The sequence below is a fragment of the Bradyrhizobium barranii subsp. barranii genome, from assembly GCF_017565645.3.
GTDB classification, from domain to species: Bacteria; Pseudomonadota; Alphaproteobacteria; order Rhizobiales; family Xanthobacteraceae; genus Bradyrhizobium; species Bradyrhizobium barranii.
In genome coordinates this window covers 10,662,095-10,686,201 of the sequence record NZ_CP086136.1, presented here as the reverse complement: position 1 = coordinate 10,686,201, position 24,107 = coordinate 10,662,095, and the positions used below count along the sequence as shown (strand labels likewise).

Genomic DNA, 24,107 nt, shown 5'->3' with positions numbered 1-24,107 from the left:
CCGACGGGTTACCTGGAAGAAACTGCCTGAACGCGATGGCACGCATGCCTGATGCATTCTCTGTTGCGTCCAGTCGCTGCATCGGGTGCCGTTGTCGCAACGCACAACACTGAGCTGCCGCGATAGTTTCGATCGATTCCAAATTGCATTTGCCTCTGGCTGCGAACCCGATCATTCTTGCGATCAAGGTGGGCGCCAGCCCGGTGGGCGTCCACTGTTCAAGTTGCCGCCGTAAGCGGCTTCATGCACCGGCAGGGGAAGACGCCTATGCCAACTCTCACCATCAACGGGCGGAGTCTGTCCGTGGATGCGGCGAACGACACGCCGCTCCTCTGGGCGATCCGCGAGCAATTGCAGATGACCGGCACCAAGTTCGGCTGCGGTGCCGGGCTGTGCGGTGCCTGCACCGTGCACGTCAACGGCGAAGCCGTGCGCTCGTGCCAGACCATGGTCGGCGATGTCGCCGGCAAGAAGATCACCACCATCGAAGGCCTCTCCGCCAAGGGCGATCATCCGCTGCAGAAGGCGTGGATCGCCGAGCAGGTGCCGCAATGCGGCTACTGCCAGTCGGGTCAGATCATGCAGGCGGCCTCGCTGCTTGCCAAGAATGCCAATCCGACCAAGGAGGAGGTCGTGGCGCATATGGACGGCAATCTCTGCCGTTGCATGACCTATTCGCGGATCCAGAAGGCGATCATGCGCGCCGCTACCGAGATGCGCACCGCATCCGTCTCCGGCAACGAACGGAGGCCCACATGAATAAGCACGTGAACACCATCACACCCGAGACATCAGATCTCAGCCGCCGCTCCTTCCTGGTCGGCACGGCAGCGACCGGCCTCGTGCTCGGCTATGCCGGCGTGCCCGGCATCGGTGAGGCGCTCGCTGCGCCTTCGAACTTCGAGCCGAGCGTCTGGTATGCGATCGCGCCCGATGGCCTGGTCACCGTGACCTGCGGCAAGGCCGACATGGGCCAGCACATCGCCTCCACCATGGCGCAGATCGTCTGCGAGGAATTGGGCGCGAAGTGGAGCGACATGCGCGTCGCGCTTGCCTCCAACGATCTGAAGTTCAACGACCCCGTGCTGGGGGCGCAGATCACCGGCGGCAGCTGGTCGACCATGATGAACTTCGACGCGATGAGCCGGGCCGGCGCAGCCGGCCGGACGGCATTGACGGAAGGCGCGGCTGCCGCGATGGGCGTGCCGGCGTCGGAGCTCGTGGTGCGCGATTCCGTGATCTCGCATCCGAAGTCGAAGAAGCAGATGTCGTTCGCCGACGTCGTGAAGAGCGGCAAGGCGACCAAGACCTTCACGCCGGACGAGCTGAAGGCGATCAAGCTGAAGACACCGGACCAGTACACCATGATCGGCGTGTCGGTGCCGCAGCTCGACATCCCCTCCAAGACCAACGGCACGGCCAAGTACGGCATCGACGTGATGTTGCCGGGCATGGCCTATGGCGCGGTGGTGACGCCGCCGGTGCGCTTCGGCGCAACGGTGAAGTCGGTCGACGACTCGGCGGCGAAGAAGGTGCCGGGCTTCATCAAGGCCATCACCCTCGACGACAAGACCGGCACGACATCCGGCTGGGTCGTCGCGGTCGCCAGCACCTACGCCAATGCCAAGAAGGCGGCCGCGGCGCTGAAGATCGCCTATGACGGCGGTCCGAACGCGAAGGTCTCGAGCGAGTCGCTGCTCGACGAAGCCAAGCGGCTTCAGAAGCTCGAGGATTCCGGCCAGTTCTTCGTCAAGGACGGCGATCCCAACGCGGCGTTCGGCTCGGCCGCAAAAGTGCTGGAGGCGGAGTACACCACCAGCATCAACATCCACGCGCCGATGGAGCCGATGAACGCCACCGCGGAGTTCAAGGGCGACATCCTGCACATCTATTCCGGCAACCAGTTCGCGACGCGCTCCGGCGCGATTGCGGCAGGCGCCGCCGGGATCGATCCGAAGTTCGTGGTGATGCACCAGATGTGGCTCGGCGGCGGTTTTGGCCGCAGGCTCGATGCCGACATGATGGTGCCGGCGGTGCAGGCGGCGAAGGCCATCGGCAAGCCGGTGAAGGTGATCTATACGCGCGAGAACGACATGACGATGGATTTCTCGCGTCCGCTCACCTACCAGAAGGTCAAGGTCGGCGTGGACGGCGACGGCAAGCTCGTCGCGCTCAGCCACGACGTCGTCTCGGCCTGGCCGACCGCGCGCTGGGGCATCCCTGACTTCCTGACGCCCTCGGTCGACAAGAAGGGTCCGCTCGATTCCTTCACGGTGAACGGGGCCGACTTCTTCTACACCGTGCCCAACCATTATGTGCGCGCGATCAAGAACGAGCTCGCGCACAATGCGACGCCGTCCGGGCAGCTTCGCTCGGTGGCGCCCGGCTGGACGTTCTGGGCGATCGAAAGCATGATCGACGAGATCGCGGCTGCGACTGGCAAGGACCCGGCGCAATTCCGCATCGCGCTGCTCGACGGCAAGGGCAAGAACGACGGCGGCGCGCAGCGGCTGCGCAACACGCTGCTCGCCGCGATGGGGCTGTCCGGCTACGGCACCAAGCAACTGCCGAAAGGCGAGGGCATGGGCGTCGCCTGCGTCTCCTCGCAGGAACGCGCGACCGCGAGCTGGACGGCGTGCGTCGCCCATGTCGCGGTGGCGCCGTCGGGCGAGGTGACCGTGAAGAAGCTCACGGTCGCAACCGACGTCGGCACGCAGGTGCATCCCGACAACATCCGTGCCCAGGTCGAGGGTGCGGCGCTGTGGGGCCTGTCGCTGGCGATGTACGAGAAGGCGACGCTCAAGGACGGTGGCATCGAGCAGACAAACTTCGACAGCTACACGCCCTTGCGCATGAGCCAGATGCCCGAGGTCGCCGTCGCCGTGATCGCCAACGGCGAAAAGGCCACCGGCGTCGGCGAGCCCGCGGTGACGGTCATCGCCCCGGCAATCGGCAACGCCATCTTCAACGCCTCAGGCGCCCGCATCCGGGCCCTGCCGATCACGGCCGAGGCCGTGAAGGAGGCGATGAAGGCGTAAGGCGAGGCGCAATTGCCAAGTAAGCTGATCCGCCGGAGGGCAACTTCCGGCGGATTTGTTTTGGTAGGCGTCTCCACAATCTCGCTGTCATGCCCCGCGAAAGCGGGGCATCCAGTACGCCGCGGCCTCTCAGCTCCGGCTGCGCCGCCTCGGAATACTGGGTCGCCCGGTCAAGCCGGGCGACGACAGCGGAGAGTGGGTGAGAGCACCCCAAATTCCCCTTTCCCATCAAGGCCCGTTCTACTGTGCATGGGGTTGTTTTCGCCGTTTTGACTGGAAGCAGGGCGGGGGCCCAAAATCCCTAAAATTGCGCGCAATTCCGCAGGGTTCCATTGAGCACGCCTCTTAAGGGCCGGAGAACCTGATCCGGCTTAGGCTGACGCCAAATACACTCCCGTGCTCTGGGGAAGCCATGAACGCGCCAGCCAAATCCGCCGCCAAACGCCGGCTCTTGCTCGCTTCCGACCGGAGCGACGAGAGCACCGAGCTTGCCAGCATCCTGAAGGCCGTGGGCGACGTTTCGACGGTGACGACGCAGGACATTCCCGAGCAGCCGTCGCGCGATCTGTCCGGTCTCGTGGTCGACATCAATCTGCGCTCGCCTGAGAGCGTGCAGCGGGTGCGCAACAAGCTGCGCGGCGATGCCTATCGCACGATGCCGCGGCTGTTCGTGCTCGCCGATGCCCTGCATCACGGCACCATGCAGGCCTGGGCACTGGGCGCCACCGACACGATCTCGCGGCCGCTGCAGCCCGATGCAATTCTTCAGCGCATCCGCGCCGCGTTCCCCGACACCGCCACCTATGACGCGACCGACCGCGGCAAGACGCTCAACCGTGGCGTCGAGGCGGCGCATGCGGTGCTGAGGAAGATGTTCGAGAAGCTGCCGCTCGGCGTGCCCTTGACCTTCGACGACGTCATCGCCGCCGAGAGCAAGATCCTGAAGGCGATCAAGCATTCATCGCTGCGCGAATGGCTCACCACCGTCGGCTGCCATCATGTCGGCAGCTATCGCCACTGCCTGTTCGTCACCGGCTTCGCCGTCGCCTTCGCGCAGCATCTCGGTATGCGCGAGGACGACCAGCGTCGCCTGACCCGCGCCGCGCTGTTGCACGACGTCGGCAAGGCCTTCGTTCCCTCCGTGCTGCTCGACAAGCCGGGCAAGCTCACCGACGAAGAGATGGCCGAGGTGCGCCAGCACCCGCGCCGCGGCTATGACGCGCTCGCGGAGCAAGGCGGCTTCCCGCCGGAGATGCTCGACGTCGTGCTGCATCACCACGAATTCCTCGACGGCTCTGGCTATCCGAACGGCCTGTCGTCGAACCAGATCAGCGACATCGTGCGGGTCACGACGATCGTCGACATCTACGCGGCACTGGTGGAGAAGCGCGCCTACCGCATGCCCTTCACCCACTCGCGCGCCTTCACGATGATGGAAGGCATGGGCGGCAAGCTGGATCAGCAACTGCTGCAGGCGTTCCGGCCGGTGGCGCTGGGATCGTTTTGAGCACGATGCCGTAGGGTGGGCAAAGGCGCGCCCTTCGCGCGCCGTGCCCACCATGCTTCCTCAATTGCGACCCGAATGTTGGGCACGCTTCCGCCTTCGCTCTTCGAGCTACGGCGGACAAGCCGCTTTGCCCACCCTACGGGAGTCGTCGTTTGGCGCGGCCGCTCACCCTACCATCTTCCGCAACTCCGCCTTCGCCACCTTCTCCAGCGTCGAGCGCGGCATGTCGTCGACAAGCCTGATTTCGCGCGGCACCTTGAAATCCGCGAGTCCCGCGCCGCAGGCCGCCATCACGCGATCATGCAGATTGGGCGCAGCGCCCGCGACGCCGCCGTGCGGGATGATGAAGACAACCGGCACCTCTTCCAGCATCGGGTGCTTCTTCGCCACCACCGCGGCCTCGCGCACGCCTGCTACCACCGCGATCACCTGCTCGATCTCGGAGGCCGCGACGTTCTCGCCACCGACCTTCAGCATGTCCTTGGCGCGGTCGCCGAACCTGATGAAGCCGTTCTCCAGCCGCTCGACGCGGTCGCCGGTGAGGAAGAAGCCGTGCTCGTCGAAGCTTTCGCGCGTCGCCTTTTCATTGTGCAGATATTCGGCGAACAGCGACAGCCCGGCGATGCCCTTGATCGCGAGATTGCCGGTGTCGCCGACCTCGGTCGGCCGTCCGTCATCGTCGGTGATGCGGATCTGATATTCGGGAGCCGCGCGCCCGATCGACATCGGGATGTTGGGCTGGTCGACTTCGCCGATGATGCCGTGGGTGATGGTCTCGGTCATGCCCCACCAGCCGATCATCTTGACGCCGAACGCAGCGAAGGCCGGCGGTTCGTTGATGGCGGTGCCCCACAGGCGGAATTTGTGGTCTTTCGGGACCTCCTGCTCGAGCAGGGCCTTCATGCAGAACGGGATCGTCGAGGTCCAGGTCGAGCCGTGCTCGCGCGCGACGCCCCAGAAGCGGCTTGCGGAGAACCGCGGCTGGATCACGCAGGTGGCGCTTACCCACAGTGTTGCCAGCATGGAGTAGGCGAGGGCATTCGTATGGAACAGCGGCAGATAGGTCTGGTGCACGTCGCTCGCATGAAGGTCCTCATGCGCGGCGTTGATCTTGGCGCCCCACAGCGCGTTGGCGTGGGTCCACAGCACCGCCTTCGGGCGCGAGGTCGTGCCTGACGTGTACTGCACGCTGCACGGCGCGAACGGATCGGTCGCGCGAAGCGGCCGGTCAGCGCTATCGGCGAACAGCGCTTCAAAACTGTCGCCGCGCGAGACGGCTTGCGCAGGTGCTGCCCCGGCATCGTGCGAGGTCACCGCCATCCAGCGGATGTTGCGGCAGTTCCGCGCGACGAGCTCGGCATAGGCCGGCTGCGTGATCGCGGCGACCGCGCCGCAATGATCGGCGAAATATTCCATCTCCGCCGGTGCCGAGCGGGTGTTGGTAGTCACCGCGATGGCGCCCAGTTCGACGCAGGCGAACCAGGCCAGCAGCGCCTCGATGCAATTGTCGAGATGAATGAGCACATATTCGCCCGGCTTCACGCCGCACCTCGCCAGCCCCGCCGCGAGCGCGCCGACGCGCTCGTGAAACTCGCCATAGCTCCAGCGCCGCGCCGGCGCGCCGAACGGCGCCCAGATCAGGAACGCATGATCGCGTCGCACTTCTGCGCGCAGCTTCAGCAGCCAGGGCACGTCGAGCCCGTCGAACGGTCCTACGAGTCCGGCTGCGGTCTGTTGGATAGGCATGAATCCTCCCCGTGCAGCCTGCATCTTGATGGCGGCTGCCTTTTGATTATTGCGTCTTCCTGCCATCGGATGGCGCGGGGAGCAAATCGGGGGAGGTGTAGCGCCCGCTCTCTCCATTGTCATTGCGAGCGCAGCGAAGCAATCCAGACTGTCTCCGCCGGGGGCAGTCTGGATTGCTTCGTCGCAAGGGCTCCTCGCAATGACGGCGCTTGGGCCGGCAGCGCGGCCCTATCGACCACCGTCCTCGTACGACGAAATCTCGATCAGGCTGCCATCCGGATCCCGGCAATAGACCGAGCGCAGCATGCCGCGGGCGCCCTGCTTGGGAACCGGGCCTTCCTCGATCGCGACGCCATGTGCCGTCAAATGCGCCACCACCTCGTCGGGCGCGGCAGAGGTGAGGAAGCACAGATCCTCGCTGCCGGCGGTCTGATGGTCCGCGGTGAACCACTCCACCTTGTCGGCATCGCGCGGCCGGACGTTGATCTTCTGGTTACCGAATTGCAACGAAGTCCGCGGCGCTTTGCCGCCGCCGGGGTCGAACACCTTGACTTCCATGCCGAGAATCTTGCGGTACCACTCGGCGGTCACTGCGACGTCGGCGACGTTGATGACGAGATGATCGAGGGCTTCGACCTTGACCGGCATGCCTTATCCTTTCGTCGTGATGCGCCGGGCGCACTTTCCGCCTGCGGCAAGCTTTGTTACAACCGCGTCGACTTTGAAGCCATCTGGCTTTCAAGAACAACACGTTGGGAGACCCCTTGAGATGATCACTCGCCGTACCGCGCTGGGCCTGCTCGCAGCCAGTCCGCTTGCAGCCACCCCGCTGTCGAAGGCCCTTGCCGCCGACTATCCGGCCCGGCCCGTGAAATGGGTGGTCGGCTATCCGCCGGGCGGAGCCACCGACATCCTGGCGCGGCTGATCGGTCAGCGGCTGTCGGAACGGCTCGGCCAGCAATTCGTGATCGAGAACAAGCCCGGCGCCGGCAACAATATCGGCACCGAATCGGTCGTCAATGCCGAGCCCGACGGCTACACGCTGCAACTGGTCAATCCGGCCAACTTCATCAACGCGTCGCTCTACACCAACCTCAAATTCAACTTCGTGCGCGATATCGCGCCGGTGGCCTCGTTCCAGCGGGTGCCGAACGTGATGACCGTCAACAAGGACGTTCCGGCCAAGAACGTCGCCGAGTTCATCGAATATGTGAAGGCCAATCCCGGCAAGGTGAACATGGCTTCGTCCGGCAATGGCACCTCGGTGCATCTGTCCGGCGAGATGTTCATGGCGCTGACCGGCTGCAAGATGCAGCACGTGCCCTATCGCGGCGCGGCGCCGGCGATCACCGACATGCTCGGCGGCCAGGTGCAGGTGATCTTCGACAACATGCCCTCGATCATCCAGCACATCCGCTCCGGCTCGCTTCGCGCGATCGGTGTCACCACCACGGAGCGCTCGCCGCAGCTGCCCGACGTGCAGGCGATTGCCGAGACCGTGAAGGATTACGAGGCCAGCGCGCTGTTCGGCATGGGCGCGCCGAAGAACACGCCCAAGGAGATCATCGCCAAGCTCAACAATGAGATCAATACGCTCATGAAGGAGCCCGACATGACCAAGCGCCTGGTCGAACTCGGCGGCGAGCCGCGGGTGCAGACGCCGGAGGCGTTCGGCGAGGAGATCAAGGCCGAGACCGAGAAGTGGAAGAAGGTCGTCGAGTTCGCCGGCCTGAAGGTCGAGTAGCGATCTTGTGATCCCTGAGATTGGAGCCCTGCCGCCTGGCAGGGCTTTTTTCTTGCGTACTTCGTTCCGTTGATCTGGAATAAAACGGCGCGGCGAAACCTGATGATACATGGCGCGTATCTCGCCCTGTGAAGAGAGGAGTCTGGATCATGCGCAAGACGCAATTCGCGCTGCTGACGCTGGGCGCGACGGTCCTTGCCGGCTTCGTCACCATCACGCCCGCGGCGGCTCGCGACTATCCCTGGTGCGCCCAGGGCGGCGAGTATGACTATCCCGGCGAATGTGCCTACAGCACCTATGAGCAATGCCAGGCCAGCGTCTCCGGCCGCTTGCTGTACTGCGGGCCCAATCCAATGGTGGCCTATGGCCAGGCGCCGCAGCCGCAACCTCGGCCGCACCGTCGCGCGCGGCCCGTTGCACCGTACTAGCCGCGCGCGCATTGCGCGGCCGCGTATTTTTGCGCGATCGCTCCGGAATAAACCGGCTCCGCGAGCCTTTCACTCTGTGAGGTCGCATGTCGCGCGGCGAAATGGGAGGTCGGTCATGGGCAAGGCGCAATTTGTGCTGGGCACCATAGTCCTTGTGTGGCTCGCTGGCGGGAGCCCGGCGCGCGCGGACTATGATTACGCGTGGTGCATTCAGAACTCGGAATACGGCTATCCCGGCGACTGCTCCTATCAGACCCGCGAGCAGTGTCAGATGAGCGCGTCGGGCCGCAAGGGCTATTGCGCGCAAAATCCTGCCCAGGTGGCCGTACGGCCTCCGCTTCAGCCGTCACTACGCGGTCGGTACGTTCGTCCGTACTAGTCGCGCCTCACACTGAGCACTGCCTGATCACGCAGTCGTGCAGATCCGGACGCGCGGGTTCCTGCTTGACGCCTTCTCGTTCACATCTATACTAAACCAAATGGTTAAGTATAGAGACGAGACGCTCGACCGGACCTTTGCGGCACTGTCCGATCCGACGCGGCGTGCCCTTCTCGCGCGGCTCGGCCAGCGGGACGGCCTGTCGGTGAGCGAGCTGGCCGCGCCGTTTCCGGTCTCGCTGCCGGCGATCATGAAGCATCTCGACGTGCTCACGGATGCGGGCCTGATCGTGCGGCAGAAGACCGGACGCACGGTGTCCTGCCGGCTCACCGCGCAGCCGATGGAGCAGGCGATGAACTGGCTCAATCGCTACGCGCAGTTCTGGTCCGAGAAGTTCGACCGCCTCGCCGCCTTCGTGGAGGAAGAGACATGGCCAACGCAGCCGTCAACGCCGATCCCCGCACAGCCGAACGTCCAAACGAACGTCCAAGCCTCACGCTCACGCGCCGGCTCCGCGCACGGCCGGAGAAAGTCTACGCCGCCTGGACGCAAGCCGCGCAGCTAGTCCAGTGGTTCGGGCCGCCGAACATGAAGCCGGCGACGCTGGACGCCGAGCTCGATGTCCGTACCGGTGGCCGCTACCGCATCAGTTTCACCGGTGACGACGGCGAATATTTCGAGGCCGGCGGCATCTATCGCGAGGTCGTGCTGAACGAGCGGCTGGTGTTCACCTGGGCCTGGCATTCGACGCCGGAGCGCGAATCGCTGGTGACGATCACGCTGAAGCCGGATAGCGCCGGCACGCTGATGATCTTCCATCACGCCCAGTTCTTCGACGAAACCGCACGCGACAATCACCAGCGCGGCTGGAGCTCGTCCCTCGACAAGCTCGACGCCTTCGTCGCCTGACACCATGGAGGATACCATGCAGCAACATCAGATCGTCTCGCGCGAGCAATGGATCGCGGCCCGCAAGGCCCACCTGGCACATGAGAAGGAGCTCAGCCAGGCCCGTGAGCGTCTCGCCGAGCAGCGCCGCGCATTGCCCTGGGTGAAGGTCGACAAGAACTATGTGTTCGACGGACCGAACGGCAAGGTGACGCTCGGCGATCTCTTCGGGGGCCGCCCGCAGCTCGTGGTGCAGCATGTGATGTTTGCACCCAACTGGGAGGCCGCGTGCAAGAGCTGCTCGTTCTGGGCCGACGGTCTCGATCGCATCGTGCCGCACCTCGCCGCGCGCGACACCTCCACGGTTGCGATCTCGCTGGCGCCGGTCGCCAAGCTCGAGGCCTTCAAGAAGCGGATGGGCTGGACCTTCGACTGGGTCTCGTCAGGGAGCAACGACTTCAACTACGACTACGAGGTCTCGTTCACGCGCGAGCAGATCGACAAGGGCGTGCCGAAATACAATTTCGGCACCACGCCGTTCTACGGTCCGGAGCTGCCCGGTATCAGCGTGTTCTACCGCAACGAGGCCGGCGAGATCTTCCATACCTATTCATGCTTCGCGCGCGGTCTCGACATGATGAACGCGGCCTATCAGTATCTCGACCTCACCCCGCTCGGTCGTCACGAGGACGGCCTGCCCTATCCGATGGACTGGGTCCGCCTGCGCGACCAGTACGAGCCGCAGGCGAAGGGAGCGTGCTGCCACGGGTGAGGGGGCGGGTGCGCCGGATCCTCATCAAAGGTGTCATCGCCCGGCTTGACCGGGCGATCCAGTACTCCGAGACGGTCGTGTCGAATCTAGAAGCCGCGGCGTACTGGATGCCCCGCCTTCTGTTTAGTCCGGAGACATGGCTGACACCTGTTCGGACACATCACTGACAGGTTGGCCATTGGTCAAGTCGATCGATGCGACCTGCCAGCTGGCGAAGAAGATTCCGTAGTGGCCGTCACGAACCAGTGGCCGGATGGCAAGGCGTTCGCGGGCGAAGGCCTGGGGAACTTTCCAGAAGCGTCCCTTGAAGGAGATGTAGGGTCTTGTCGATGAGACCCTGCGCACGATCTCGCCGCTGTCGTATTCGACGTTCGGAACGCGGGCCGGCATGGGGCGAGCACTTGGCCGGAAGCGATCGGCAGGGACCTGCATATCGAGGCCTTGGTGAGGCCGCTCCAGATTGTAGACCGGCCGCCAGGCGTCGAAGGCGCGCTGGACTTCCGGGAGAGTTCGGAAGCGGCGCATTGCAAACACCTCGGCCTTCAGGGTGCGATGGAAGCGCTCGTTCTTGCCGCGGGCCTGTGGGTGGCATGGCCTGGCGTGCACCACCCTGACGCCAAGCTTGAGCAGCCACACCTTCAGTCCGGTCCAACGAATGCCGGACGTATCGCCCCAGGGTGAGCCATTGTCGGTGTAGAAGGCCTCTGGCAGGCCATAGCAGCGGAACGTCGTCGACAGGTGATTCTGCACGGTGAGACGCTGCTCGTCGGCACATGCCTTCAGGCACAGCACGTAGCGCGAGTGATCGTCGACGATGGTCAGCGGATGGCATCGTGTCCCGTCGGCCAGCGGCAGGTGGCCCTTGAAGTCCATCTGCCACAGCAGATTGGGAGCTTCCTTCTCGAACCGGTGGCCCGGATTGGGCGGCGCATTCTCACTCGGTTTGACCCGGCCGTTCCGACACAGGATCTGGTGCACCGTTGATGGCACAGGCACCGTCTGCCCGCCCCGCTTCAGGCAATGGGCAATCTTCCGTGCTCCCCAAGCCGGATGCTTGTCGCGTACAGCCAGGACTTCTACTTCGACCGCAGCCTCACTCCGCTTGGGCATCGCATGCGGGCGCCGGGAGCGGTCGGCCAGCTCCCGATCGCCGGCCTGCCAGCGCGCCAGCCACTTGTAGCCGACGTCAGGACTGATGTTGAACCGACGGCACAGTTCGCGCCGGTTGGCGCCCTCCTGCAAAGCCAGCCGCACAAACTCGTGACGCTGATCCATCACTGACACCTCGCTCCAAGGCATGGACGGCCTCCCGAATCGGACCAATCCAGCCAATGTTGATGTGTCAGCTATGTCTCCGAACACCCGTCAGTGATCTGTCCGGGCTAAACACTGCGCGGGGCATGACAGCGGAGGCTGAAGCGCAGTCTACCGCTTCGCGTCGGCCTGCTCCGTGCCGTTGCACGAGATCAGCATCGTGTACGGCCTCGCGTTGCCGGCGATGTCGGTGGTCTTGAGCTCGCCCTTCGGTTCGGCGGTCTGGTAGGGCACCACGGAATTGTCGAGGAAGTCGCGCAGCATCCCGGTCTTGATGGCGAAGTTGATGTTCTCCGGAATGTTGCCGGTCGCAGCGACGATGCGCAGCGCGGGGATCTTTGCGGTGACCACGCCCACGATCTGACCGGTGGTGTCGAACAGCGGGCCGCCGCTATTGCCGGGCTGCACCGGCGCGCTGATTTGCAGGAAACGCGTGTCGTTGCGCATGCCGCTGAGCGAGCTCGCGATACCGGTCGTCACGGTGAAGTCCGACGTGAGCAAACCATGGAAGGGAAAGCCGATTACGATGACGGAATCGCCGGAGCGTATCGAGCGATCGCGGATCCGCGCAAAGTCCTTGAATGTCGTCGTCGACGGCGCCTGCAACAAAGCGAGATCGTTGTTGACGTCGCTCGATACGACGCGCAGCACCATCGCGGCCTCACCGGTGAGGTTGCCCTTGATGTCGCCGACGCAGCCGTCGATCACATGGTTGTTGGTGACGACATGGCCGTTCGCACTGACCACGAAGCCGGTGCCGGTCTTGGCCCTGGCAACTTTGCTGCCGGCCGGCGGCGCCTGCTTGTCCGGCGCAGGCTGCGGCTTGGCGGCCATCTTGGTGAAGTCGCCGGCCTTGTCGAGCCCGTCGGCTTTCACCTTGGTCACGCAATTGGCCAATGCGGCGATCACCGGCCCGGTCGATGTCAGATCGAAATTCAGAACGGCGCGGCCGGCTGTCGCCACCATCAGGCTCGCCTTCTGAAACGTGCGCACAACATTGACCGGCATGATGGCCGTGAGCATGTTGGGCTGGTACGCCGTGGCGAACAGCCTGGCTTGCTCCTGCCCGTCAAAGGTCACGTCGATCGCGGCGTTCTCGCCCTTGTTGAAGCGGTAGCTGGGACTCGCAAAGGCGAGCGACCATGTGCCGGCGGCATTTTGGCTCACGACGAGGATGACGCCGTTCGCATAAGGCGTCGTCGCGGCGCAATGGGAGAAAGCGCCCGTCTCGTCATTGCTGAAGGCGCCGCCGATCCAGTTGCCGACATTGACGCTGCCGAATGGTCCCTTCGCATGCGCGATGCCGGCGACGCTCACCTGCAACAGAGACGCAACGACAAATGACTTAAGCCACATACTTCCTTCCCCCCGGAATGCTTTTGAAGCCATCTTATCCGGCCGAGGTCGTGCGGCGCAACCGGCAGTTGTTTATGCGGATCGAACCATCCGGCTGCGACTTCCGGGCTTGCCTTTACTTTGCGGTGCGATATACTTTGCGGTACAAAGTGACGGGACGGGCGGTCCCGGTTAATTGGGCGGAGCGGGGTTTTGGCGTTGCCAATGCGCGATCTCGACAAGGCACTGGCCGACATCGTGGCGATCCGCAACCAGATTGCGGCGGGCACGGCGTTCCGCGGCTATGGCCCGGCGACGATCGCTGCGACGGGCGCCGTCGCGCTTCTTACCGCAATCCTCCAATTCTGGCTGCTCGGCGATCCCACAAGCGAGCCGGTCGGCTTCTTCTTCGGCTGGTTCATGGCCGCGGTGCTCTCCGTTCTGATGATCGGCATCGAGATGCGCGCGCGCTCGCGCCGCCATCACTCGGGCCTGGCCGATGCCATGATCCATCAAGCGGTCGAGCAGTTCCTGCCCGCAGGCGTCGCCGGCGTGCTGCTCGCGGTGGTGATGTGGAAGTTCGCGAGCGAGACGCTGTGGCTGTTGCCCGGCCTGTGGCAGATCCTCGTGTCGCTCGGCATTTTCGCTTCCGTCCGCTCGCTGCCGCGCACCGTCGCGCTCGCCGGCGCCTGGTATTTTATTTCCGGCTTCGCGGTCGTGGTGCTCGCGAGCCGGACTCACACGCTATCGCCGTGGACCATGGGGCTGCCCTTCGTGATCGGGCAGTCGGTGATGGCGGGCATTCTGTATTTCGCGTCCGGAGACCATGATGTCGAAGACTGACAGCGCACCCTTCTCCTATGAAGGGCTCGACCGCGTCATCCACGAGAAGGCGAGGCTCGGGCTTCTGACCTCGCTGATGGCGCATCCGAAGGGTCTGGCGTTCGCCGACCTCAAGCAGCTCTGCGGCCTCACCGACGGCAATCTCAGCCGGCATCTCGCCGTGCTCCAGGAGGCCGGCCTCGTCGAGGTGACCAAAGGCTATGAGGGCAACCGCCCGCACACCACCTGCCGCCTGACCAAGGCCGGTCGCCGCCGCTTCCTCGACTATCTCGCCGTGCTCGAGCGGCTGGTGCGCGACGCCGCCAAGGCCGCCGGCCGCGACGCGCCGCCGCTCGGCCGTCTCGGCATCATCTCGACCTGATCCCCCTTTTTTGACCGGAGACTTTGCAATGCAAAGCGACATGACCTCTCGCAACGAGAAGCTTCACGTCGGCATCATCATGGACGGCAACGGCCGGTGGGCGACGCGCCGCGGCCTGTCGCGCCTGCGCGGCCACGAGGCCGGCGTGGAGGCGATCCGCCGCATCGTCGAGGCCGCACCCAAGCAGGGCATCGGGACGCTGACGCTCTACGCCTTTTCCACCGACAATTGGCGCAGGCCGAAGACCGAAGTCGCCGCGCTGATGACGCTGCTGCGCTTCTATCTCGCCAACGAGGTGCAGAGCCTCGCCAGGAACGGCGTGCGCCTCACCGTGATCGGTCGACGCGACCGTCTGCCCGACGGCATCGCCAATGCGATCGCGCGCGCGGAGGACGCCACGGCGCACGGCAGCGCGCTTCACCTGCGCATCGCGGTCGACTATTCCGCGCGCGACGCCATCCTCAACGCCGCAGCGAAGGCGGCGGCACTGACGAGCCTCACCCGCGAAGCCTTCTCGCAGCTCGTCACCGGCGAAGCCGGCCTTCGCGACGTCGATCTCATCATCCGCACCTCCGGCGAGAAGCGGCTGTCGGACTTCCTGCTCTGGGAAGGCGCCTATGCCGAGCTGCACTTCACCGAGCGGATGTGGCCCGAATTCGACGCGGGCGATCTCTCCGCGGCTCTGGCGTCCTTCCACGGCCGCGAGCGCCGCTTCGGCGGCCTCCAGGCGATCATGCCCGACGAGGTGCCGTCACTCTCCCGTGTGTGATGTACGGCACGGGACAACGAGCTGTTCGTTTTCAGCCGCATGATTGGCAGTGGTGTCCAAGTCGCGGAAGCGCGGCCTCGGTTAGGTGTGCGAGCCACGCAACCTGCCGAGAGCATCACGCATGTCACTGTTGTTTCCGGGAGCCGTCGTCGAGGCGCTCGAACTGGCCGAAGCGAGGGGCATGGTCTGCATCAGGACCGCCAGCGTATCCGACGTCGAGAACCTGTCGGTCTATTTCACCGGCCTGTCCACGGCGTCACGCAACAAGCGCTTCATGGGCGCGCGTACCTACTTCGCCCTGGTCGCGGCCGAATGCGTGGCGAGGACGGGCCGTCCCGATCATTTCACCCTGCTTGCCGAAGTCAGGCAGGGAGGGCAGCACACCATCATCGGCGAAGCGAACTACGCCTATGATGCCACTGCACGGCATGGCGAGTTTGCCATCTCGGTCGCCGATGCGTTCCAGCGCCTGGGCCTCGGCTTGCAGTTGATGACGGCGATGGAGACGCGGGCGACCGATCTTGGCCATGAGATGATAGCCGCCGAGACTGCGCGGACAAATGCCGAGATGCGCGGTCTGGCGAAGAAGGCAGGCTTCCGGGATACCGGCCTCGGAGACTGGCAGTCGGTTCATCTCGCAAAGCGCCTGTCGCGATAGCCGTCCGCGCGTTGCCGCCTGGCACGGATCGTGCTCTAGTATCGCCTGGATTTCCCCAGCGATGGGAGCTTCGGCGATGCGCGCAGTTCTGGATCATTGCACCGGCGGAACGGAGCGGCAGGTCAAGGCCGGCACGTCGGTCGTTACCGAGGGCGGCACCAGCAGCGGCCATCTCTACGTCCTCGTCGAGGGCAAGCTCGAGGTGCTCAAGAGCGACACGGTGGTCGCGACCATCACCGAGCCCGGCGCCGTGTTCGGCGAGATGTCCGTGCTGCTCGGGTTGCCACATACGGCAACGGTGCGGGCCAGCTCGGATTCGGTCATCTATGAGTTCGAGGACGCGGCGTCATTCCTCATCCAGCGGCCCGAGGTCGCGCTGCTGCTCGCGCGCACGCTGGCGCAGCGGCTCAACGTCGCCAACACCTATCTCGCCGATCTCAAGCGGCAATATGCCGGCCACGGCACGCATCTCGCCATGGTCGGCGAGGTGCTCCAGAGCATGATCAACCTGCCGCCGCTCGAGGTCTCGCCAGGCTCGGATCGGCAATCCGATCCAAGGATGTGAGCCAGTCCGGCGGCTCCTCGATGGTGTTTGCGGGCCGCTTCAGCGGCGCGCCGAGGTCGATCCACTGCGCTTCGCCCGCTGCCAGCCAGAACGCCTTGTCCGCAGCGAGATCCAGCACGACATGCGTCGGCGGCCGTCCCGGTTGCAGGCCGGCGTTGAAGACCCATGTTTGCCCGAGCCGGTCGAACCACGAGCCGTCGGCGATGAAGGGTGACTGGTGAACATGGCCCGAGATCACCATCGACGGCTGATACTGCATGATCCACTGCACCAGATCGACATCGCCGAAGAAGCGCTTGCCGCCCCAGCTCGTCGGTGAATTCGCCGGCGGCGCATGATGCGCCCAGATCCAGCGCTGCGGGCGATTGGCGGCGGCGTCGCGCAGCTGCTCGACGATGCGCTGCTTGACCAGCGGGCCATCCCACCACGGGCACACCGTGAACAGTGTGTCGCCGATGGTGAGGCTGTCGCCGTCGCAAATGATCCCGAGCTCCCGCACCTCCGAGATCCAGCGCGAGATCTTTTCGCCCTCCGCATTGCGCTCGTCGAGATCGTGATTGCCGGAGCAGAGGATCACGCGCGTCTGCGCCGCGAGCAGCGCGAGGTATTTCTTCACCACCACGATCTGCGCGCGAAAATCCACCATCGAGCCGATGTCGAGCGCATCGCCGGCGAAGATCACGAGGTCGAACTGCGGCGCCGCGCTGACCAGCCAGTCGAGCTGCGGCAGCGAGTAGTGCAAATCGGCCACGACCAGGCAACGCATTGAAAATCCATGGGCGGGTTTGAAAAGGTCTGGGAATTCCAAAACGTTATTTATAAAGCAAGAAGCAGACCAGAATGGCCGCTGTCTTCGTCAGGCCAATGGCCGGCCGCATGCTGCGGTGCATTGGCGTGCGCAGGTGGCCGAGCACCGCAGGGCTGGACCGTGTCATCGAATTCTGATGTCGTGGCGCATCCTCAACCGCCCGTATCCGCATGACCTCCTTCAAGACCATTCGTGCCCGCGCCGAGAAACGCAAGGGCGGCCCCAAGGCGCTGGACAAGCTGATGCCCGAAAAGCCCGACCTGAAGGGGCTGGCCAAGCTCGGCGACGATCGCATCCTCGCCGAGATGACCAGGCGGGTGTTTTGCGCGGGCTTTGCCTGGAGCGTGATCGATTCGAAATGGGACGGCTTTGAAGCGGCGTTTTTGCATTTCCAGCCGGCCAAGCTCACCTTCCAACCGGAGGACTATTGGGAGGGCCTCGTGCGCGACGCGCGCATCGTGCGCAACGGCGCCAAGATCATGTCGGTGCGCGACAACGCCAGCTTCGTCCAGGAGATCGCAAAAGAGCACGGCAGCTTCGGCAAGTTTCTGGCGAAGTGGCCGCCATCCAACGAGGTCGGCCTGCTCGATCTCCTCACCAAGCGCGGCAGCCGGCTCGGCGGCAATACAGGGCAGATGCTGCTGCGCTTCGTCGGCTGGGATGGTTTTGTCACCTCCAGGGATGTCGTCGCCTGCCTGCGCGATGCCGGCCTCGACATCGCCGAAGAGGTGAAGTCCAAGGGCGATCTCGCAAAGGTGCAGGCACAGTTCAACGCCTGGGCCGAGGAGACCGGTCTGCCCTACACATATCTGTCACGCATCTGCGCGCTCTCGGTTGGCGAGAACCGAGGCGAGCACTAGTTCACGAGAACAAGGAGAAACAAAATGGCAAAAGCTTATTGGGTTGCCACCTACCGCGCGATCAAGAGCCGCGACGCCATGGCGGCCTACGCCAAGCTGTCGCGTCCGGCCATCGAGGCCGCCGGTGGACGCGTGCTCGCGCGCGGGATGCCGGTTGCGGCCTACGAGCACGGCCTGATGGAACGCGTCGTTCTCATCGAGTTCGACAGCGTCGAGCGAGCCAAGTCGGCGTATGAAAGTCCCGCCTACAAGGCCGCTCACGACCTGCTCGGCGACGGTGCCGACCGCGACATCCGGATCGTCGAAGCCGCCGAATAGCGCCATCGACAGGCGGATCGTGTGCATCGTGTGGCGATCCCGTGCCGTGAGCGCGGCGGATGAAACTCGCGACCACGAAATGCATTTTTCCGGAACATTCGTGCGCAACACCCGTTCGGGAATTTGAGCCAGGCGACACAGGCGCAGGGAACGCCCGTTTTGGCTCAACTCACTGAAACCCGGCACGACAGAAACGGAGCAGCTCATGAAGCTCACATCCGAACAGGTGAAGCAGACCGTCAACCAACTCGGCGCCCAGGTGCTGCCCGACGAACATCCCGCCATGCCGCAACTCAACAGCATGTTCGGCGAACACACTTTCTTCGTCGACGAAACGGGCCTGAAGGTGCTCGAGCCGACCCCGTCGGTCGGCGCCGAGCGCCAGACCGGCGAAGTCGTCAGCCTCGCCAACTGGAGCGATGCCGACCTTACGCGCCTGATGGCCCACGAGCCGGAGCCGACGGGTGTGATCGTCGTGTTCGAGCACGTGAGGCATTGATTGGCCCGAGCGGATCGGCTTCTACGGGTGGCGGGTCTGAAAATCCCGCCACCTTCCATGGCTGGTTTGGAGCCGCGCCGCGGACAAAGATGTCGTGTTCGCGGAGGGTCTTTCCAGTCTGGTTCAAATACCGAAAGTCAGCTGCGGCTCCGCATCGTCGCTGTCCTGGAGGGAAGAAAGCGACACCCCCAGCAGCCTGACGCGCTTGGGTAGCGGTATCTCGGCTTCGAGCAAGCCGCAGGCCAGCCGCCCCAGATCGTCCCGGCCTGCAACCGGCGCCGTGACGGACCTGCTGCGCGTGATGATCTCGAAGTCGGCGAATTTGATCTTCAGGGTGACGGTGCGGCCGCGGTTGCCGGTCGTCTCGCAATGGCGCCAGACCTTGTCGACGAGCGGCTCGAGCTCGGCGGCCAGCGCGCCGTATTCGTCGAGGTCGGTCGAGAACGTCGTCTCCGCGCCGATCGACTTGCGAATCCGGTTGGCCCGGACCGGCCGCTCGTCGACGCCGCGTGAGATCCAGTAGTAATAGGCGCCCGACTTGCCGAAATTCGCGTTCATGAACTCCAGCGTCTGGTTGCGGATGTCGAGGCCGGTGAACAGGCCGAGCGCATTCATCTTCGCACTGGTCGCGGGGCCTATCCCGTGGAACTTGCCGACGGGCAGCGTCTCGACGAAGGCGGGCCCCATTTCCGGCGAGATCACGAACTGACCGTTGGGCTTGCGATGATCGGAGGCGAGCTTTGCCAGAAACTTGTTGTAGGAGATGCCCGCCGAAGCATTGAGGCCGGTCTCGGCCTTGATCTTCTCACGGGTCAGCAAGGCGACGTCCCGCGCCAGCGGGATGCCTTGCAAATTCTCCGTCACGTCGAGATAGGCCTCGTCGAGCGACAGCGGCTCGATAACAGGCGTGTGCTCGGCGAAGATGTCGCGGATCTGCCTGGAGATCGCCTTGTAGACCTCGAACCGCGGCCTGACGAAGATCAGGTCGGGACATTGCCGCTTCGCGGTCACCGACGGCATCGCGGAGCGAACGCCGAAATTGCGGGCCTCGTAGCTCGCGGCCGCGACGACGCCGCGTTCCGCGGAGCCGCCGACCGCGACCGGCTTGCCGCGCAGCTCCGGATTGTCGCGTTGCTCCACGGACGCATAGAAGGCATCCATGTCGATATGGATGATCTTGCGGACGGGCGAGGCCTCGCCAGTCGCCGTGCCGGATTCGCTCATGGGTCGATGATACAATTGCCCGAAGAGAAGCGCGAGGTGATGGATGCTTCAGCTATTGGCCTTCGTCGTCGGTGTGGTCGGCATCGGCTGGCTGATCGGTGCGACCAATCTTCCGGGAGAATGGTATGCGGCCCTTGCCAAGCCGGGTTTTGTGCCGCCGAACTGGGCGTTCCCGGTGGCGTGGACTATCCTTTACATTATGATCGCGGTTGCGGGCTGGCGGACTTTTCGCCGTGAGCCGTCGGGTCGAGCCATGCAGGTCTGGGTCGCGCAACTGGCGCTCAATATCGTCTGGTCGCCGGTGATGTTCACGATGCACCAGATCGGCGCCGCGCTCGTCATCCTCATCTGTCTGTTCGTCGCGATCGTGACCTACGTCAGCCTCGAGACATCACGGGACAGGCTGGCCGCCGCGTTGTTCGTGCCTTACGCAGCCTGGGTCGCCTTTGCCGGCCTGCTCAATGCGGCCATCTGGCGCTTGAATTGAGGCGATCTGTCCAAGGTTCATCAAAGAGAAATCTCAGGCTTGTGAGTGGCGAGCCTAGGCACGCGTTCCTATATGGGAGCGCGGAGGACAGCCAATGCAATACAGCTCCGAGCTCATTCAGACCATGCGCCAGGCCCTCGAGACCGTGATGGCGAGCGTACCGGCCGATCAGTCGGTGTTCGGTCTGAAAGCCGCTGTCGCCGAATGCATTTTGAAGGCTGCCGCGCACGGTCATACGTCGTATGACGCCCTGGTGACGTCCGCCTCCGATCAGATCCAGTCGATCATCTCGATGCTGACGTGAGTGCTTGCTCTGGGAGGCAGGCGGTAGATCCGGAGTTCATGCCGACGGAGGCGCCCATAGGAACTCAGGACGAATGCCTTGCTGGATGAGGTCCGTGCCAAGCGACTGAAGTGTGAACATGGCGCCGATGCCGGGTCTTGTACCGCTTGTCCAGCACGTTTGAAGCCCGATCAAGAGCTGCGACAGGGCCTGGTTGAACGCAAGTGACGGACTCGGTGTGACGGTCGATTGCTGAAAATCGAACCAGGTCGGAAACGGGATTGGTGCTCCCGTAAAGCTCCAATGGCCAGCCGCATCCTGCACCAGCGTTTTCTCGGTGTAGATTTCCTTGAAGACATAATAGTGGGCGAATGTTGCATTGCCGGTTGGGGGTTGGTCAGGAGAGCCTTCCGTACCTTCACCTTCGCCCTTGATCAGCAGGATCGCCGCCTGCGCATTGTCGATGCTCTTGATCGGCGTTGCTTCCCCCGAATTGACCGCGAAAGCGCTGGCATTGATCGTGGGATTGACTGTGGTGAAACCCTCGGCGATCGCATCGTAGAAATCACCGATCGTCGCGGGTCCCGTTCTTGCGGTGAGCGCGACCGGTGGAAATTCCGGATACTCGATCTGCATGAAGACCTGAACTTGATCTGGCGTAAGCGGCTTCAGATCAACGGGCAACTTTTGCAGAATTCCTCCGGGCAGGACGTTGGTCGGGTAGCTCGGAATGAAGGCCGCATTGGCGATGGATGGCACGCCGCCGATCGCGGTCAGCATGTTGCCTGCCAGGGCAAAGTGATACATCTCTTGCACCACAATGTCCTCAATCATACCGCCGACGCCGCCCGGGTCGCTGTTGATCGACCATTGCGCGCAAAGATAAGGCGGGATGGTGGAGAACTCCAATTGCATCGCGGTCTGGAGTGCGTCTTTCAGGTCGGACAGCGTCGTAATGCGATCCTCGACGAACTGGGCGATGGTTTTCATCTGAAGCACCTCTCCCGACTCGCTTGATTGCGAAGCCCTGTTCCTGGCGCCGCCACTGGACCGACGTCGTCAAGCAGGTCCCGTGTTGGCTCATTGCTTGCGGGACGAGCGCGCTCCCAGGGTGATTCAATCCGACAATAGCCGGATATCGGTCTGCGACATCACGCCTACAATCGGACCCGCCCCGATGATCGCGACCAGAAACATGCTGCGATCAGGCTCATTTTCCGCAACCCAGGAACAATAGTACAATTTAAGGGTGCAATCAATTGCGCGGCTGGTCAGAGATTTGTGACCGCTTTTCCATTCGACGTGCTTAGCGGCCGGACGCGCGCGCGACGTCGCGAAGGCCAGATTGCGAGCCGCAACATTTGATGGATGGTGCCGTCACAGCGTCAAAAGCCGGCGCACAGTCTCGGTCCGGCACACAGTCTCGGTAAAGAGTAAGGAGACTGGCGCACCCGACACGATTCGAACGTGTGACCTTTGCCTTCGGAGGGCAACGCTCTATCCAGCTGAGCTACGGGTGCTAGTCGAGGTTCATTTAGCCGATTGGCGGGGGGTGGGCAACCTCCGCTTTGCCCGGGCCCGGACGCCCGGCATCGCCCAATTCCTGGTCTTATGCTTCGCTCTTCAATCCCGGAGGGCGGCCGGTGCCGAGATCTCGCCGGAATCGGTCACGAACATCAACGGGCCCGTCTCCGAGGTGGCGAACACGGCCGCGGTGAGCGGGCCGCCAAAGCAGGCGCCGGTATCCAGATTCAACCGGTTGGCTCGCAGATCAGCTGTCCCGGACCGGACCGGCGTATGGCCATGGACAACGAAAAGCCCGTGGTCATGATCCGACGACAGGAAGGGTTCCCGGATCCAGAGCAAGTCTCGCTCGGACTGCGACGCCACCGGTACGTCCGGCCGTAGTCCTGCGTGGACGAAAATTCGTCCATGCTCCATTTTCATCAGCGGAAGCGCGCGGATCCAGTCGAGATGCTCGCGCGGCAGATCGGCCGGATCGTCGATCCCGTAACTGTCGAGCGTCTGCTCGCCGCCGTTTCCCCACCAATTCATCAGGTCGCGGTCGGTGCGCTCCATGTCGGCCGCGCGAAGCAGCATCTCCTCATGGTTGCCCCGCAGACAGACGAAGGGGCGGTCCTGCTTCCCCTCGCTGCCGACGAGAAAATCCATCACCTCGCGGCTTTGGGGCCCCCTGTCGATGTAGTCTCCGACAAGGACGAACTGGGCGCTCCGCTGGCCGCGAATCTGGTCGCACGCGGCGAGAAGCGACGTCAGCTTCTCAAAGCAGCCGTGGATGTCGCCGATCGCGAAGGTGAGCTCTTCGTGCTCGGGAAGATGCAAAGCCAGGTTTCTCCCGCGTGCCAACTTAGATGGTGAGACCCTTTGTCGTGCCTTTGAACCTGATCCGCTCCGGACCCACGCCCACCTTCGCGAGCGATTCAATCACTCTGTCGTTCAGCGTCTTGCCTTCCTTGTCCTTGCGATCGCGTTGAACCGCGGTGAAATCATACACGAGCAGCCCGACATTGGCGCTGCTCACGTTGAGCTTGGCCCCGTCCGCAACGGCGCTGATCGCCGCAGCCACATTGCGGTGTCCGTTGCTCCATTCCGCCATCTCGGCCAGATTCTTCGCAATCCATCGATAGCTGTCATCGAACTCCGTCTTGTGAAGGTCGATCACCTTCTGATAGTCCCCGAGCTGACCGAACAATGTCGCCGTTCTCCAGCTCGGGGTTGCTGAACGTCTTGGCCTCCCAGAACACTAGATCCACGCCGGTCGCCGTCGTTTCGAAGTTCGCCAGGTCCGTGCGGGGGAGGTTCCGCTTGATGCCGGGGACGCCGGATGCGTTGATCGCAATCTCGACGTCGACGACGGAGAGATTGGACGTCGCGATCTCGTGGACGCCTTCCTTCTCCTGTCCGGAATAGGGCGATGCGGCCCTTTTGAGCTTCGCCAGCGTCTCTGCGCCTTCGTAGTCGCGCGTCAGCATCCTTTGCTCGGCCTTGCCGAAGGCGAACTTCCCCTCGACGAGCGAAACCTGATCCTTCAAGTCCGGATTCAGCAGATACTTTTCGTGCGTCGAGGCGGTCACCTTCCCGCCCTTGAATGACACTTTGAAGATGGATTGTCCCTGCCAATAGACGTTCAGGTACTCGTCCCGAATGCCGATGATGAGTGTGGGATCGGCGAGAACGTCTTTCCACCACCCATCCTGCTGGGCGAGTGTCTCGAGTGCCTTGCGAAAGTCGTCGCCCCGGATTCCGCGTCTGAAGTGCAT

The 24,107-nt window shown here is 63.8% G+C and carries 28 protein-coding genes, 1 tRNA gene and 1 pseudogene; 19 read left to right on the top strand and 11 right to left on the bottom strand.

Translation table 11 applies throughout. The features are described 5' to 3' along the window. The first annotated feature begins 267 nt into the window (after nt 1–267). The 3 genes from J4G43_RS51705 to J4G43_RS51695 all read left to right on the top strand — a co-directional run bounded on the left by J4G43_RS51705 (nt 268) and on the right by J4G43_RS51695 (nt 4,545). A complete protein-coding gene (locus J4G43_RS51705; protein WP_014491023.1) occupies nt 268–759 on the top strand; it encodes a (2Fe-2S)-binding protein in 492 nt (163 codons plus the stop codon). Further along, nucleotides 756–3,038, top strand: coding sequence for a xanthine dehydrogenase family protein molybdopterin-binding subunit (locus tag J4G43_RS51700; protein ID WP_208083686.1), 2,283 nt, complete (start codon nt 756–758; stop codon nt 3,036–3,038). The genes J4G43_RS51705 and J4G43_RS51700 overlap by 4 nt, the downstream gene beginning before the upstream one ends. 412 nt (nt 3,039–3,450) lie before the next feature. Next, nucleotides 3,451–4,545 (top strand): HD-GYP domain-containing protein, encoded by a 1,095-nt coding sequence (locus tag J4G43_RS51695; protein WP_166066153.1) that lies wholly within the window; start codon nt 3,451–3,453, stop codon nt 4,543–4,545. A 165-nt stretch (nt 4,546–4,710) separates the two neighbouring features. Here the strand turns inward: J4G43_RS51695 and J4G43_RS51690 are convergent, their stop codons facing one another. Both J4G43_RS51690 and J4G43_RS51685 read right to left on the bottom strand, forming a co-directional pair. Continuing rightward, nucleotides 4,711–6,291, bottom strand: coding sequence for an AMP-binding protein (locus tag J4G43_RS51690; RefSeq protein ID WP_208083685.1), 1,581 nt, complete (start codon nt 6,289–6,291; stop codon nt 4,711–4,713). A 228-nt stretch (nt 6,292–6,519) separates the two neighbouring features. Continuing rightward, a complete protein-coding gene (locus J4G43_RS51685) occupies nt 6,520–6,939 on the bottom strand; it encodes a VOC family protein (protein ID WP_208083684.1) in 420 nt (139 codons plus the stop codon). A gap of 121 nt (nt 6,940–7,060) precedes the next feature. Here J4G43_RS51685 and J4G43_RS51680 point away from each other — a divergent pair, with 121 nt between their 5' ends. The 6 genes and pseudogenes from J4G43_RS51680 (at nt 7,061) to J4G43_RS51655 (ending at nt 10,502) form a co-directional block, all read left to right on the top strand. Then, the gene (locus tag J4G43_RS51680) at nt 7,061–8,035 is read left to right on the top strand and encodes a Bug family tripartite tricarboxylate transporter substrate binding protein (RefSeq protein WP_071908968.1); all 975 of its coding nucleotides are present in this window, start codon (nt 7,061–7,063) and stop codon (nt 8,033–8,035) included. 149 nt (nt 8,036–8,184) lie between these two features. Continuing rightward, nucleotides 8,185–8,463, top strand: coding sequence for a DUF3551 domain-containing protein (locus tag J4G43_RS51675; RefSeq protein WP_166347654.1), 279 nt, complete (start codon nt 8,185–8,187; stop codon nt 8,461–8,463). Further along, on the top strand, nt 8,399–8,842 hold the full coding sequence (locus J4G43_RS55805; protein ID WP_321576308.1) for a DUF3551 domain-containing protein: 444 nt from the start codon (nt 8,399–8,401) through the stop codon (nt 8,840–8,842). Before J4G43_RS51675 ends, J4G43_RS55805 begins: the two co-directional genes overlap by 65 nt. Nucleotides 8,843–8,942: 100 nt before the next feature. Further along, on the top strand, nt 8,943–9,407 hold the full coding sequence (locus J4G43_RS51665) for an ArsR/SmtB family transcription factor (RefSeq protein ID WP_210387289.1): 465 nt from the start codon (nt 8,943–8,945) through the stop codon (nt 9,405–9,407). 11 nt (nt 9,408–9,418) lie between these two features. Further along, nucleotides 9,419–9,751, top strand: a pseudogene (locus J4G43_RS51660) (SRPBCC family protein); the annotation flags it as partial. Between the two features lie 16 nt (nt 9,752–9,767). Then, nucleotides 9,768–10,502: a DUF899 domain-containing protein gene (locus J4G43_RS51655; protein WP_208083681.1), complete on the top strand. Its 735-nt coding sequence runs from the start codon at nt 9,768–9,770 to the stop codon at nt 10,500–10,502. A gap of 123 nt (nt 10,503–10,625) precedes the next feature. On the opposite strand, the gene J4G43_RS51650 is transcribed toward J4G43_RS51655, so the two are convergent. Then, entirely contained in the window at nt 10,626–11,801 is a 1,176-nt protein-coding gene (locus J4G43_RS51650) for an IS481 family transposase (protein ID WP_208083680.1), read from the bottom strand. Between the two features lie 126 nt (nt 11,802–11,927). Further along, nucleotides 11,928–13,172, bottom strand: a complete 1,245-nt coding sequence (locus J4G43_RS51645; protein ID WP_208083679.1) for a S1C family serine protease — start codon at nt 13,170–13,172, stop codon at nt 11,928–11,930. A 204-nt stretch (nt 13,173–13,376) separates the two neighbouring features. On the opposite strand from J4G43_RS51645, the gene J4G43_RS51640 reads away from it, so the two are divergent. The 5 genes from J4G43_RS51640 (at nt 13,377) to J4G43_RS51620 (ending at nt 16,347) form a co-directional block, all read left to right on the top strand. Further along, complete coding sequence (locus J4G43_RS51640; protein WP_028155350.1) at nt 13,377–13,994, top strand: hypothetical protein; 618 nt, start codon at nt 13,377–13,379, stop codon at nt 13,992–13,994. Continuing rightward, complete coding sequence (locus J4G43_RS51635; RefSeq protein WP_063985952.1) at nt 13,981–14,355, top strand: winged helix-turn-helix domain-containing protein; 375 nt, start codon at nt 13,981–13,983, stop codon at nt 14,353–14,355. The genes J4G43_RS51640 and J4G43_RS51635 overlap by 14 nt, the downstream gene beginning before the upstream one ends. A 28-nt stretch (nt 14,356–14,383) precedes the next feature. Further along, entirely contained in the window at nt 14,384–15,124 is a 741-nt protein-coding gene (locus J4G43_RS51630; protein WP_063980082.1) for a di-trans,poly-cis-decaprenylcistransferase, read from the top strand. Nucleotides 15,125–15,245: 121 nt separating this feature from the next. Further along, a complete protein-coding gene (locus tag J4G43_RS51625) occupies nt 15,246–15,782 on the top strand; it encodes a GNAT family N-acetyltransferase (RefSeq protein ID WP_208083678.1) in 537 nt (178 codons plus the stop codon). Between the two features lie 76 nt (nt 15,783–15,858). After that, nucleotides 15,859–16,347, top strand: a complete 489-nt coding sequence (locus J4G43_RS51620; RefSeq protein ID WP_071917051.1) for a Crp/Fnr family transcriptional regulator — start codon at nt 15,859–15,861, stop codon at nt 16,345–16,347. On the opposite strand, the gene J4G43_RS51615 is transcribed toward J4G43_RS51620, so the two are convergent. Further along, entirely contained in the window at nt 16,286–17,113 is an 828-nt protein-coding gene (locus tag J4G43_RS51615) for a metallophosphoesterase family protein (protein WP_208083677.1), read from the bottom strand. The genes J4G43_RS51620 and J4G43_RS51615 overlap by 62 nt on opposite strands. Nucleotides 17,114–17,325: 212 nt before the next feature. On the opposite strand from J4G43_RS51615, the gene J4G43_RS51610 reads away from it, so the two are divergent. From J4G43_RS51610 to J4G43_RS51600, 3 genes are all read left to right on the top strand, one after another. After that, nucleotides 17,326–18,015 carry a DNA-3-methyladenine glycosylase I gene (locus J4G43_RS51610; protein ID WP_063980078.1) on the top strand — a complete coding sequence of 230 codons (690 nt, stop codon included), beginning with the start codon at nt 17,326–17,328 and terminating at the stop codon, nt 18,013–18,015. A 24-nt stretch (nt 18,016–18,039) separates the two neighbouring features. After that, complete coding sequence (locus J4G43_RS51605; protein ID WP_208083676.1) at nt 18,040–18,333, top strand: DUF1330 domain-containing protein; 294 nt, start codon at nt 18,040–18,042, stop codon at nt 18,331–18,333. Nucleotides 18,334–18,538: 205 nt separating this feature from the next. Next, the gene (locus J4G43_RS51600) at nt 18,539–18,832 is read left to right on the top strand and encodes a hypothetical protein (protein ID WP_063980077.1); all 294 of its coding nucleotides are present in this window, start codon (nt 18,539–18,541) and stop codon (nt 18,830–18,832) included. A 123-nt stretch (nt 18,833–18,955) separates the two neighbouring features. Here J4G43_RS51600 and dinB read toward each other — a convergent pair whose 3' ends face one another. After that, the gene (gene dinB / locus J4G43_RS51595) at nt 18,956–20,056 is read right to left on the bottom strand and encodes a DNA polymerase IV (RefSeq protein ID WP_208083675.1); all 1,101 of its coding nucleotides are present in this window, start codon (nt 20,054–20,056) and stop codon (nt 18,956–18,958) included. 43 nt (nt 20,057–20,099) lie between these two features. Between dinB and J4G43_RS51590 the strand changes: the two genes are divergently transcribed. Then, nucleotides 20,100–20,543 carry a TspO/MBR family protein gene (locus tag J4G43_RS51590; RefSeq protein WP_208083674.1) on the top strand — a complete coding sequence of 148 codons (444 nt, stop codon included), beginning with the start codon at nt 20,100–20,102 and terminating at the stop codon, nt 20,541–20,543. Between the two features lie 94 nt (nt 20,544–20,637). Continuing rightward, complete coding sequence (locus tag J4G43_RS51585) at nt 20,638–20,847, top strand: hypothetical protein (RefSeq protein ID WP_014491045.1); 210 nt, start codon at nt 20,638–20,640, stop codon at nt 20,845–20,847. Nucleotides 20,848–20,883: 36 nt separating this feature from the next. Here J4G43_RS51585 and J4G43_RS51580 read toward each other — a convergent pair whose 3' ends face one another. The 5 genes from J4G43_RS51580 to J4G43_RS51560 all read right to left on the bottom strand — a co-directional run bounded on the left by J4G43_RS51580 (nt 20,884) and on the right by J4G43_RS51560 (nt 24,107). Next, on the bottom strand, nt 20,884–21,816 hold the full coding sequence (locus tag J4G43_RS51580) for a ferritin-like domain-containing protein (protein WP_208083673.1): 933 nt from the start codon (nt 21,814–21,816) through the stop codon (nt 20,884–20,886). Nucleotides 21,817–22,269: 453 nt separating this feature from the next. Further along, nucleotides 22,270–22,346: transfer RNA gene (locus J4G43_RS51575), tRNA-Arg, on the bottom strand. A gap of 103 nt (nt 22,347–22,449) precedes the next feature. Then, nucleotides 22,450–23,169, bottom strand: coding sequence for a metallophosphoesterase family protein (locus tag J4G43_RS51570; protein WP_208083672.1), 720 nt, complete (start codon nt 23,167–23,169; stop codon nt 22,450–22,452). A gap of 25 nt (nt 23,170–23,194) precedes the next feature. Continuing rightward, nucleotides 23,195–23,509, bottom strand: a complete 315-nt coding sequence (locus tag J4G43_RS51565) for a hypothetical protein (RefSeq protein ID WP_225005633.1) — start codon at nt 23,507–23,509, stop codon at nt 23,195–23,197. Continuing rightward, nucleotides 23,478–24,107: a hypothetical protein gene (locus J4G43_RS51560; protein WP_225005632.1), complete on the bottom strand. Its 630-nt coding sequence runs from the start codon at nt 24,105–24,107 to the stop codon at nt 23,478–23,480. Before J4G43_RS51560 ends, J4G43_RS51565 begins: the two co-directional genes overlap by 32 nt.

Bases quoted from the DNA above. Each gene is read 5' to 3' on its own strand.
- J4G43_RS51600 (WP_063980077.1), top strand. From the start codon at position 18,539: ATGAAGCTCACATCCGAACAGGTGAAGCAGACCGTCAACCAACTCGGC.
- J4G43_RS51615 (WP_208083677.1), bottom strand. From the start codon at position 17,113: ATGCGTTGCCTGGTCGTGGCCGATTTGCACTACTCGCTGCCGCAGCTC.
- J4G43_RS51700 (WP_208083686.1), top strand. From the start codon at position 756: ATGAATAAGCACGTGAACACCATCACACCCGAGACATCAGATCTCAGC.
- J4G43_RS51665 (WP_210387289.1), top strand. From the start codon at position 8,943: ATGGTTAAGTATAGAGACGAGACGCTCGACCGGACCTTTGCGGCACTG.
- J4G43_RS51630 (WP_063980082.1), top strand. From the start codon at position 14,384: ATGCAAAGCGACATGACCTCTCGCAACGAGAAGCTTCACGTCGGCATC.
- J4G43_RS55805 (WP_321576308.1), top strand. From the start codon at position 8,399: ATGGCCAGGCGCCGCAGCCGCAACCTCGGCCGCACCGTCGCGCGCGGC.
- J4G43_RS51560 (WP_225005632.1), bottom strand. From the start codon at position 24,107: ATGCACTTCAGACGCGGAATCCGGGGCGACGACTTTCGCAAGGCACTC.
- J4G43_RS51585 (WP_014491045.1), top strand. From the start codon at position 20,638: ATGCAATACAGCTCCGAGCTCATTCAGACCATGCGCCAGGCCCTCGAG.
- dinB (WP_208083675.1), bottom strand. From the start codon at position 20,056: ATGAGCGAATCCGGCACGGCGACTGGCGAGGCCTCGCCCGTCCGCAAG.
- J4G43_RS51685 (WP_208083684.1), bottom strand. From the start codon at position 6,939: ATGCCGGTCAAGGTCGAAGCCCTCGATCATCTCGTCATCAACGTCGCC.
- J4G43_RS51625 (WP_208083678.1), top strand. From the start codon at position 15,246: ATGTCACTGTTGTTTCCGGGAGCCGTCGTCGAGGCGCTCGAACTGGCC.
- J4G43_RS51610 (WP_063980078.1), top strand. From the start codon at position 17,326: ATGACCTCCTTCAAGACCATTCGTGCCCGCGCCGAGAAACGCAAGGGC.
- J4G43_RS51650 (WP_208083680.1), bottom strand. From the start codon at position 11,801: ATGCCTTGGAGCGAGGTGTCAGTGATGGATCAGCGTCACGAGTTTGTG.
- J4G43_RS51675 (WP_166347654.1), top strand. From the start codon at position 8,185: ATGCGCAAGACGCAATTCGCGCTGCTGACGCTGGGCGCGACGGTCCTT.
- J4G43_RS51695 (WP_166066153.1), top strand. From the start codon at position 3,451: ATGAACGCGCCAGCCAAATCCGCCGCCAAACGCCGGCTCTTGCTCGCT.
- J4G43_RS51635 (WP_063985952.1), top strand. From the start codon at position 13,981: ATGTCGAAGACTGACAGCGCACCCTTCTCCTATGAAGGGCTCGACCGC.
- J4G43_RS51645 (WP_208083679.1), bottom strand. From the start codon at position 13,172: ATGTGGCTTAAGTCATTTGTCGTTGCGTCTCTGTTGCAGGTGAGCGTC.
- J4G43_RS51640 (WP_028155350.1), top strand. From the start codon at position 13,377: ATGCGCGATCTCGACAAGGCACTGGCCGACATCGTGGCGATCCGCAAC.
- J4G43_RS51690 (WP_208083685.1), bottom strand. From the start codon at position 6,291: ATGCCTATCCAACAGACCGCAGCCGGACTCGTAGGACCGTTCGACGGG.
- J4G43_RS51590 (WP_208083674.1), top strand. From the start codon at position 20,100: ATGCTTCAGCTATTGGCCTTCGTCGTCGGTGTGGTCGGCATCGGCTGG.
- J4G43_RS51655 (WP_208083681.1), top strand. From the start codon at position 9,768: ATGCAGCAACATCAGATCGTCTCGCGCGAGCAATGGATCGCGGCCCGC.
- J4G43_RS51705 (WP_014491023.1), top strand. From the start codon at position 268: ATGCCAACTCTCACCATCAACGGGCGGAGTCTGTCCGTGGATGCGGCG.
- J4G43_RS51680 (WP_071908968.1), top strand. From the start codon at position 7,061: ATGATCACTCGCCGTACCGCGCTGGGCCTGCTCGCAGCCAGTCCGCTT.
- J4G43_RS51620 (WP_071917051.1), top strand. From the start codon at position 15,859: ATGCGCGCAGTTCTGGATCATTGCACCGGCGGAACGGAGCGGCAGGTC.
- J4G43_RS51580 (WP_208083673.1), bottom strand. From the start codon at position 21,816: ATGAAAACCATCGCCCAGTTCGTCGAGGATCGCATTACGACGCTGTCC.
- J4G43_RS51605 (WP_208083676.1), top strand. From the start codon at position 18,040: ATGGCAAAAGCTTATTGGGTTGCCACCTACCGCGCGATCAAGAGCCGC.